The following is an 8,353-nucleotide window of genomic DNA, read 5'->3' as shown; positions in this document are numbered from 1 at the left end:
TTTTAGTATTCCATGCTTTTAAATTTAGCTTGCAAAATAATTTTCCCGAAGGGAGCGTGGCATAGCCACTTTTTTTACTTTCCTTTAATTTTTATATGTTCACCATCAAAATTAAAAAAGCATCTTAAAAAAGTATAAACTAAATTAATAGAGGATAATAAAATTATAATATAAATAATTCTTTGTAACATAATAATATTAACTGTAATAATACTAAATAAATTTATATTGAATAATCCTATAAATCCCCAATTAATACTACCTATAATACATAATACAAATGATATTTTGTCCCATAAATTTAATTTATACATATAATACACCTCATTTATAAAGTATCTGTTTAATTAAATATATGACTACTTTTCATAATTATAACTTATGTAATTTTTTTCTTACAAAGATGAAAGATTTTACTTTATATGATATAATACGAATGATAATAAAAAAAAACACAAATATATTCGTACGGAGGTTGAAGATGAGAGATTTATATAGTAGTCCTTTGAATTCAAGATATGCTTCAAAGGAAATGAGTTATATCTTTTCTGATGATATGAAATTCACAACTTGGAGAAAGCTATGGGTTGCATTAGCTGAGTGTGAGAAAGAATTAGGTTTAAATATTACAGATGAACAAATAGGTGAGTTAAAAGCTCATATAAACGACATAAACTATGATGAAGCTACAAAGAGAGAAAAGGAAGTAAGACATGATGTGATGAGTCATGTTTATGCATATGGTCTTCAATGCCCAGCAGCAAAAGGAATTATCCATTTAGGAGCTACAAGTTGTTATGTTGGAGATAATACAGATGTAATAATAATGAGAGATGCATTACTATTAGTTAAGAAAAAAATGATTACAGTATTACATAGATTAAGCAAGTTTGCAATTAAATATAAGGATATGCCAACACTTGGATTTACACATTTTCAACCAGCTCAATTAACTACAGTAGGAAAAAGAGCAACATTATGGATGCAAGATTTAGTTATAGATATTGAAAATATAGATTTCTTGTTATCTAAGTTAAAGTTATTAGGAGTTAAAGGTACAACTGGAACTCAAGCTAGTTTTGTCAATCTTTTTGAAGGTGATGAGGAAAAAGTTAAATTACTTGATAAAATGGTTGCAGAAAGAATGGGATTTGAAAAGAGTTTTGGTGTAACTGGGCAAACATACCCTAGAAAATTAGATTCAATCGTATTAAATACATTATCAGAAGTTGCACAAAGTGCATATAAGTTTTCAAATGATTTAAGATTGCTGCAAAATATGAAAGAAGTTGAAGAACCATTTGAAAAGCATCAAATAGGGTCATCTGCTATGGCATATAAGAGAAATCCTATGAGAAGTGAAAGAATGGGAGCTTTAGCTAGATATGTTATAGTAGATGCTTTAAATCCAGCTATAACAGCTTCTACTCAATGGTTTGAGAGAACATTAGATGATTCTGCTAACAAGAGAATATCTGTAGCAGAAGCGTTTCTAGCTTTAGATGGTGTTTTAAATCTATATATTAATATAGCTGAAAATATGGTTGTGTATGAAAAAGTTATTAAAGCACATGTAAATAATGAATTACCATTCATGGCGACAGAAAACATAATGATGGAATCAGTTAAGAAGGGTGGAGATAGACAAGAACTTCATGAAAGGATTAGAGAACACTCAATGGCAGCGGCACAAAGAGTAAAAGGGGAAGGGCTAGATAATGATTTAATTAAGAGAATAATTGAAGATACTAGCTTTAAATTATCTAAAGAAGAGATTATTGAAATAATTGATCCAATTAAATTTGTTGGAAGAGCACCAAGTCAAGTTGTGGAGTTTATAGATGAATATGTTAAGAATATTATAGAAGAAAATAAGGATGCTATTGAAGTTAAGAGTGAAATAAATGTTTAAGCATATATATTCATTAACTTAATTTTACAAAATGAAGTTGTTTTAAAATATAAATTTTATATTTTAAAACAACTTTTTATATTTTTTAATAAAAATGTATTTACAATTATATTAATATATCTATAAATATAAGGTTGAATACGTATACTTTACTTGTTATAATATGTATAATAAGTATTAAATTAACTTTAAATTCAGGTAAATATTTTGAAAATAATGTGCATAGTATTATTTATATATGCAAATACTAATTATTAAATTATAAAAAGGAGGGATTTAAATGGATAATAACAATTGTATACCATCATTAGATAATTATGTAGCAAAGTTTATGGATGAAACAGGTTGTACATTTGAGGAGGCTTGTAACGAACTAGGAATAAAAGAAGACGATTTTATGAATAAGGGGACTATTAGAGGATAACTTATTTAATGATCAAATTGCAGACTATAGAATCAATCTATAGTCTAATGTAATTTGATCATTATTTTTTAGAAATTATTAAGTTTTATATAAATTTATTTGTTGTGAGATAACTTTGATCTTTTAGTATATTTCTTGCCATTACTATGAGAACCTAACTTTTCACCATCTATTATGCCAATATCAGATCCTGCTTCAGAATACATTTTGCGCAATTCGGCATTTGATTTTGAATGATCTTTTAGTCTGTTTTTATTATTATCCAAGTGAAATCCTCCTTTTGTTTATTTTCTATTGATATTTTGCCCTAATGGACAAATATTATAAATTTTTTAATAGATAAATAAAATTATATTTTACTGAATAAGAATGTATGTTCTTGTTAATTATGTTAATATATAAATAGAAAATAATTAGGAGTGATTCTTTTATGGATAAATCTTTAGAGGTTTTAGAAAAATATTATGGATATAAAAATTTTAGAAAAGGTCAAGGTAAGATAATTGAAAGTATATTAAAAAAAAATGATACCCTTGCAATTATGCCAACAGGAGCTGGTAAATCAATTTGTTATCAAATACCTGCATTAATATTTGAGGGAATAACAATTGTAATATCACCATTAATATCATTAATGAAGGATCAAGTGGATTCTCTTAGGGGAATTGGAATAAGTGTAGCATTTATTAATAGCACCTTAGATAATAACGAAATACAAGAAATTTTATATGGATTAAAAAATTCAGAATATAGAATAATATATATTTCACCTGAAAGACTTGATTCTAAAAATTTTATAGATGAAATTTTTAGTATGGATGTATCACAAATAGCTATTGATGAAGCTCATTGTGTTTCTCAATGGGGGCATGATTTTAGAGTTAGTTATAGGAAAATAGGAAGTTTTATTAGCAAATTTAAACTCAGGCCAGTAGTAACAGCTTTTACAGCAACAGCTTCTTTAGAAGTACAAAATGATATAGTGAATCTATTGGATTTTAAAGAGCCACAAGTATTTGTAAATGGTTTTGATAGAGAAAATTTAGAGATTAACATTGTAAAAGAAGGAAGAAAGGACAAATTCCTAAAAGAATATATAAAAAAGCATTCAGAACTATCTGGAATAATATATTGTGCTACAAGGAAAGAAGTAGATTCAATATATGATGAAATTTTAAATTTAGGTTATAAAGTAGGAAAATATCATGCAGGACTTAAGGATATAGAAAGAAAAGAATTTCAAGATATGTTTATTAAAGATAAGATAAACATTATGGTTGCAACAAATGCATTTGGAATGGGAATAGATAAACCTAATGTTAGGTTTGTAATACATAATAATATGCCTCAAAGTATAGAAGCATATTATCAAGAAATAGGTAGAGCTGGGAGAGATGGTGAAAAAAGTGAATGTATATTACTATTTACACCAGGAGATATTCATCTTCAAAAATATTTAATAGATGTAGGGTTTAGTAGTGAGGAGAGAAAAGCTGTAGCATATAAAAAGTTACAAGAGATGGTTGGACTAGTGTATTCAGCAGATTGCTATAGAAAATATATATTAACTTATTTTGGAGAAGAGGTAACAAAAGAATGTAACAATTGCAGTAATTGTCTAAGTGAAGGGGAAGTAGTAGATAAAACAATTGATAGTCAAAAAGTGCTATCTTGTATTGGAAGAATGAAAATAGGATATGGCGTTACTATGATTGTGGATGTTTTGAGAGGGTCTAAAAATCAAAAAGTGGTTAGTTTAAATTTTGATAAACTATCAACATATGGAATAATGAAAGAATATAAAAAGGATGAATTAGTAAGTTTTATTAACACTTTAATATCTCATGGAATTGTTGATCAGGTTGAAGGAACTTATCCTGTACTAAGATTAAATAATCTATCCGTTAAAGTACTTAGAGGAGAGCATAAAGTACTATTAAAAGAAATAAGTGTAAAAGATACTATACTTGAAGTAAATACTTTATTTAGCCTTTTAAAAACATTAAGATTTAATATAGCTTCTGAAGAAGGCGTACCTCCATATATAGTATTTGGAGATAGGACATTAAGAGAAATGAGCAACTTATATCCTATTACTAAAGAAGAGTTATTAGAAATCACAGGTGTTGGAGAAGCTAAATGTGAAAAGTATGGATATATATTTATGGAAGAAATTAAAAAGTATATAACTGAAAATAAAATAGATAAAGGATATTATAAAGAAGATAGTGAAGATAGAGTTAATTTTTATATAAATAGTGATGAACATTTATATTTAAAGTTAAGAGAACTAAGAGAAGATATTTCTTCAAAGGAAAATAAATTAGCATATTCTATAATTCACCAAGATACATTGAAAGAGATTAGTGGAAGGTATCCTTTATCTTTAGAAGAGCTTAGTGATATAAGTGGAATTGGACCTAGAAAAGTTGAATCTTATGGAGAACAAATAATAGGAATTGTTAAAAAGTATGTTGAAGAGAAAAATATACAAAGGGATTGGGAGTATAGAGGTAAATTGAAACTTATTATTGATGGAGAAGAAAGAAATCATGAAGAGATAGTAATAGATATGCTAAATGAAGGATATGAAATTAAAGAAATTTCAAGTGAAATTGAAGTTTCAGTATCTACAATTTTAGGATATATAACTGAATATATTAAAGAAAATGGGTCTATTACATTTAAATTAAATGTAAGTGAACTTTTTAATAAAGACGATGAAAAATATATTTTAAAGGCATGTAAAGAATTTGGAGTAGAGAGAGTGGGAGATATTAAGAAGAATTTAGATCCTAGAATTAAATATGAATCAATTAGAGCAGTAATTTTGAAAAATTACTATAATATAGCATAATTATTTTGATGTATAATAAGGAGAATAATTTTATTCTCCCTAGTTTTAACGGCCTCTACGAGATGTTATAACTACATGCTCATTGTCAGTAAATTCATAATCGGAAGTAGGGGTATTAAAGGATTTTTCTGGGGTTGGCATCTTTGCATTTGCTGAATGAATTACTCCAGAAGTACGCTTTTTTTTATCATTTTTACTCATAATATCACTCCTCTATAACTATAGTATTTCATAGTTTTTTGTTAATAATCATAAAAATTTATTTTATTAAATAGAAAAATAATCTAATTTATGATAATATAAATTTACTAACACACATAAAACTATATCAGGGGGGAAATATATGGCTAAGGTAATTGGTTGTAGTTTAATAATTAAAGATGATTTTCACAATGTATTGATTTTAAACAAGAAAGTTAAAAGAGGAGAAGTTGAAACTTGGTCTTTATTATCACAAAAACTAAAAGGAAAGGAAAGTCACGATAAATGTATTGCTAGGGGTGCAAAGGATATATTAAAATCTGTTGTATTTGATGTAGAGCCAGTTGGAGAATATAATTTAGATTCAAATGAAGATGAGTGTGTTATGGTTTATACAGGTAGAATTAAAGAGAAGGCTATATTAGATAAAAATTATAAAGAGTGCAAATGGATTGGACATAGAAACCTAGAAGGTTTAAATATGCTATCGCATGAAAAACAAATTCTTTTAGATTTTTTTAAGGAATAATTATATATTTTATTAGAAAAGGAGCTTTTTAGCTCCTTTGGTTTATATGTTTATAATTCTAATTTTATTATAAAATAAAGGATAAACTTCACTTAAAGGATAATCAAGTTTGTCAAAACTATGACAACAATACAAGCAATCATTATTAGGCAAAATTTCAGAGATTATCCCTGAATGAGAGAAAAAACCTTTCTTAATAGAATGAAATTGAATAATATCTGATGTGTTCATAGCAGAAAAGTCAGTTGAATTAAATCCTATTTTCAAAGCATAATAGTAAAGTTCATTTACTCTTATCCAAGTGGTTGTATAAGGCTTCCAATTTAATGAATATGGCAATCCTCCTTCATGAAGACATTGGGAAACAAAATTAGTGCAATCCCCACCAGTATTATCAAAGTTCTTATATGATTTATTGTAATTAAGTGCATATTTGCGAGCATATTTAATTATTTTATCTTTATTCAAATTATATTCTGGTTTATTATAATCTTTTCGAGTAATGCTGGAAGTAATTTTATTAAATTCCTCATATGTTGTATCAATGTTTTCAATAAATTTATTATAGTTCTGTCTTTCTAAATTATGTTTTATAAAATTTAAATTAAATTCTTTATTAAAATGATTCTGAAGAAGGCTGTTGTATTCTATAGGAAACTCTTCTTTATTAATCATATATAGTATTTTCATGTCTTTTATAATAAAAATGTATTGAATTTCTTCTTTGCATGTTTTTTTCGTAGGGGGGGTTATAAATGAAAAAGAATGGTGCAATCTGGTTATTAGCATAATATGATTTGTAGATTTTCGTACTTCCAAATTTTTTAACGAATAATGATTGCTAAGAATTATATTTCCTAATTTACTTCTCCACATAGATTGTAATTTTTTTTTATTAATTATGTCATTAATAAGATTTTTATTAGATATAAATTTCGTTAATTTTTCAGGCGTTATATTTTCATATGGCTCTTTAAATATATTAAAAAAACTATACAAGAAAAACCTAAACATTAAACTACCTCCATTATGTTGTATTAAAATCATATAATCAGTATATGTTTGTAGATATTTATAAGTTACAATGGTATAATAATCGAAAGTTTATATATTTTTTGCTTATGTATGGAACTTAGTTATTTACAATATTTGAAGGGGAGAAATAAAATATGAAGATTGTTTTTATTGCAATAATATTAGTTTTAGTATTATGCAATTTATTTTGCTTTGTAAAAAGTAGAAAATATTTAAAAAAAGTAACTGGAAATGATGATGAATCAAATAGAAACTATGAGGAGGGGACAAAGTATATCAAAATTTCTGTAGTAATATCGTTTCTTATTTTTTTAGTAGGAGCTACTTCAGTAATTGTTGTTAAATTATTATAATTTAAAGAACCATCTAAAAATATTTTTAGATGGTTCTTTTTTAGTATTAAAAAGTCTAATTTTGGAATAATAAAATTATATTAAGTTTTAGGAGGGTATTAGATGAAGAAGTATGTTTGTACAGTTTGTGGATATGTCCATGAAGGTAATGAACCACCAGAAATTTGTCCTGTTTGTAAGGTTGATAAGACCAAATTTAAAGAAATTACAGATGAAATGCATTGGGCAGATGAACATGTTATTGGAGTTGAAAAAGGAGTAAGTTCAGATATCATTGAAGATTTAAGAGCTAATTTTATTGGTGAGTGTACAGAGGTTGGGATGTATATAGCAATGAGTCGTCAAGCTGATAGAGAAGGGTATCCAGAAATAGGAGAAGCATATAAGAGAATAGCTTTTGAAGAAGCAGATCATGCAGCAAGGTTCGCAGAAATATTAGGCGAAGTTGTAGTAGCTGATACTAAGTCAAATTTGGAAGCTAGAGTTGAAGCAGAGTATGGGGCTTGTGAAGGTAAAAAGAAATTAGCAACCAAAGCAAAAGAACAAAATTTAGATGCAATTCATGATACAGTACATGAAATGTGTAAAGATGAAGCAAGGCATGGAAGAGCTTTTAAAGGATTATTAGGAAGATACTTTAATGATAGGAGAGATAACTAATGAGTAGAATTCAATGTGATGCAACAAAATGTTCTCATAATAATAATAGTGCATGTTATGCAAATAGAGTAAATATTGGAGGAAATGCAGCTCAGCAAGATACTCAAACTTGTTGTGGATCATTTTTGAATAAGCTTCTCTATAGTGATCTTACCAATAATACTAATTGTCAAGGGCCTTGTGATACTCTTGTCTGTTTTGTTAAAGGGTGTCAACATAATGAAAATACATTATGCAATTTAAATCAAATTAGTGTGGGTAGAAACACTGCAGAAATATATGATGAAACATTATGTGAGAGTTTTCAAAGAAAATAAAATTAATTTATAAGTAGATTAATATACAGTAATTCCAATTATATCATAGTTTATTCACTGGATTT

11 protein-coding genes are annotated in these 8,353 nt (G+C 26.7%); 7 read left to right on the top strand and 4 right to left on the bottom strand.

Annotation, left to right across the window (positions count from 1 at the left end):
* Nucleotides 1-74 precede the first annotated feature (74 nt).
* Nucleotides 75-314 (bottom strand): DUF378 domain-containing protein, encoded by a 240-nt coding sequence (locus NNC19_RS17045; protein WP_310939880.1) that lies wholly within the window; start codon nt 312-314, stop codon nt 75-77.
* A 167-nt stretch (nt 315-481) separates the two neighbouring features.
* On the opposite strand from NNC19_RS17045, the gene purB reads away from it, so the two are divergent.
* Nucleotides 482-1,912, top strand: a complete 1,431-nt coding sequence (purB, locus tag NNC19_RS17040) for an adenylosuccinate lyase (protein ID WP_310939879.1) — start codon at nt 482-484, stop codon at nt 1,910-1,912.
* A gap of 280 nt (nt 1,913-2,192) precedes the next feature.
* Complete coding sequence (locus NNC19_RS17035; protein ID WP_310939878.1) at nt 2,193-2,336, top strand: hypothetical protein; 144 nt, start codon at nt 2,193-2,195, stop codon at nt 2,334-2,336.
* Nucleotides 2,337-2,431: 95 nt separating this feature from the next.
* Here NNC19_RS17035 and NNC19_RS17030 read toward each other — a convergent pair whose 3' ends face one another.
* The gene (locus NNC19_RS17030; RefSeq protein WP_310939877.1) at nt 2,432-2,602 is read right to left on the bottom strand and encodes a hypothetical protein; all 171 of its coding nucleotides are present in this window, start codon (nt 2,600-2,602) and stop codon (nt 2,432-2,434) included.
* A gap of 164 nt (nt 2,603-2,766) precedes the next feature.
* Between NNC19_RS17030 and recQ the strand changes: the two genes are divergently transcribed.
* Nucleotides 2,767-5,193, top strand: a complete 2,427-nt coding sequence (gene recQ, locus NNC19_RS17025; RefSeq protein WP_310939876.1) for a DNA helicase RecQ — start codon at nt 2,767-2,769, stop codon at nt 5,191-5,193.
* Between the two features lie 45 nt (nt 5,194-5,238).
* On the opposite strand, the gene NNC19_RS17020 is transcribed toward recQ, so the two are convergent.
* On the bottom strand, nt 5,239-5,394 hold the full coding sequence (locus tag NNC19_RS17020; protein WP_310939875.1) for a hypothetical protein: 156 nt from the start codon (nt 5,392-5,394) through the stop codon (nt 5,239-5,241).
* Between the two features lie 142 nt (nt 5,395-5,536).
* Here NNC19_RS17020 and NNC19_RS17015 point away from each other — a divergent pair, with 142 nt between their 5' ends.
* Nucleotides 5,537-5,923, top strand: coding sequence for a hypothetical protein (locus NNC19_RS17015; RefSeq protein ID WP_310939874.1), 387 nt, complete (start codon nt 5,537-5,539; stop codon nt 5,921-5,923).
* A 42-nt stretch (nt 5,924-5,965) separates the two neighbouring features.
* Here the strand turns inward: NNC19_RS17015 and NNC19_RS17010 are convergent, their stop codons facing one another.
* On the bottom strand, nt 5,966-6,613 hold the full coding sequence (locus NNC19_RS17010) for an amidase domain-containing protein (RefSeq protein WP_310939873.1): 648 nt from the start codon (nt 6,611-6,613) through the stop codon (nt 5,966-5,968).
* A gap of 479 nt (nt 6,614-7,092) precedes the next feature.
* Here NNC19_RS17010 and NNC19_RS17005 point away from each other — a divergent pair, with 479 nt between their 5' ends.
* The 3 genes from NNC19_RS17005 (at nt 7,093) to NNC19_RS16995 (ending at nt 8,288) form a co-directional block, all read left to right on the top strand.
* Nucleotides 7,093-7,311 (top strand): hypothetical protein, encoded by a 219-nt coding sequence (locus tag NNC19_RS17005; protein ID WP_310939872.1) that lies wholly within the window; start codon nt 7,093-7,095, stop codon nt 7,309-7,311.
* 102 nt (nt 7,312-7,413) lie between these two features.
* The gene (locus tag NNC19_RS17000) at nt 7,414-7,971 is read left to right on the top strand and encodes an NADH peroxidase (protein ID WP_310939871.1); all 558 of its coding nucleotides are present in this window, start codon (nt 7,414-7,416) and stop codon (nt 7,969-7,971) included.
* Entirely contained in the window at nt 7,971-8,288 is a 318-nt protein-coding gene (locus NNC19_RS16995; RefSeq protein WP_310939870.1) for a DUF1540 domain-containing protein, read from the top strand. The genes NNC19_RS17000 and NNC19_RS16995 overlap by 1 nt, the downstream gene beginning before the upstream one ends.
* Nucleotides 8,289-8,353 lie beyond the last annotated feature (65 nt).

Origin of the sequence: Clostridium sp. SHJSY1 (assembly GCF_031626875.1) — a bacterium.
In the GTDB taxonomy this organism is placed as follows: Bacteria; Bacillota; Clostridia; order Clostridiales; family Clostridiaceae; genus Clostridium.
The sequence above is the reverse complement of the archived record's forward strand: the minus strand, read 5'-3'. Positions and strand labels throughout refer to the sequence as shown.

What these genes read in the sequence shown, in the direction of transcription:
- NNC19_RS17045 (WP_310939880.1), bottom strand. Translation starts at nt 314, where the DNA reads ATGTATAAATTAAATTTATGGGACAAAATATCATTTGTATTATGTATT.
- purB (WP_310939879.1), top strand. Translation starts at nt 482, where the DNA reads ATGAGAGATTTATATAGTAGTCCTTTGAATTCAAGATATGCTTCAAAG.
- NNC19_RS17035 (WP_310939878.1), top strand. Translation starts at nt 2,193, where the DNA reads ATGGATAATAACAATTGTATACCATCATTAGATAATTATGTAGCAAAG.
- recQ (WP_310939876.1), top strand. Translation starts at nt 2,767, where the DNA reads ATGGATAAATCTTTAGAGGTTTTAGAAAAATATTATGGATATAAAAAT.
- NNC19_RS17020 (WP_310939875.1), bottom strand. Translation starts at nt 5,394, where the DNA reads ATGAGTAAAAATGATAAAAAAAAGCGTACTTCTGGAGTAATTCATTCA.
- NNC19_RS17015 (WP_310939874.1), top strand. Translation starts at nt 5,537, where the DNA reads ATGGCTAAGGTAATTGGTTGTAGTTTAATAATTAAAGATGATTTTCAC.
- NNC19_RS17010 (WP_310939873.1), bottom strand. Translation starts at nt 6,613, where the DNA reads ATGAAAATACTATATATGATTAATAAAGAAGAGTTTCCTATAGAATAC.
- NNC19_RS17005 (WP_310939872.1), top strand. Translation starts at nt 7,093, where the DNA reads ATGAAGATTGTTTTTATTGCAATAATATTAGTTTTAGTATTATGCAAT.
- NNC19_RS17000 (WP_310939871.1), top strand. Translation starts at nt 7,414, where the DNA reads ATGAAGAAGTATGTTTGTACAGTTTGTGGATATGTCCATGAAGGTAAT.
- NNC19_RS16995 (WP_310939870.1), top strand. Translation starts at nt 7,971, where the DNA reads ATGAGTAGAATTCAATGTGATGCAACAAAATGTTCTCATAATAATAAT.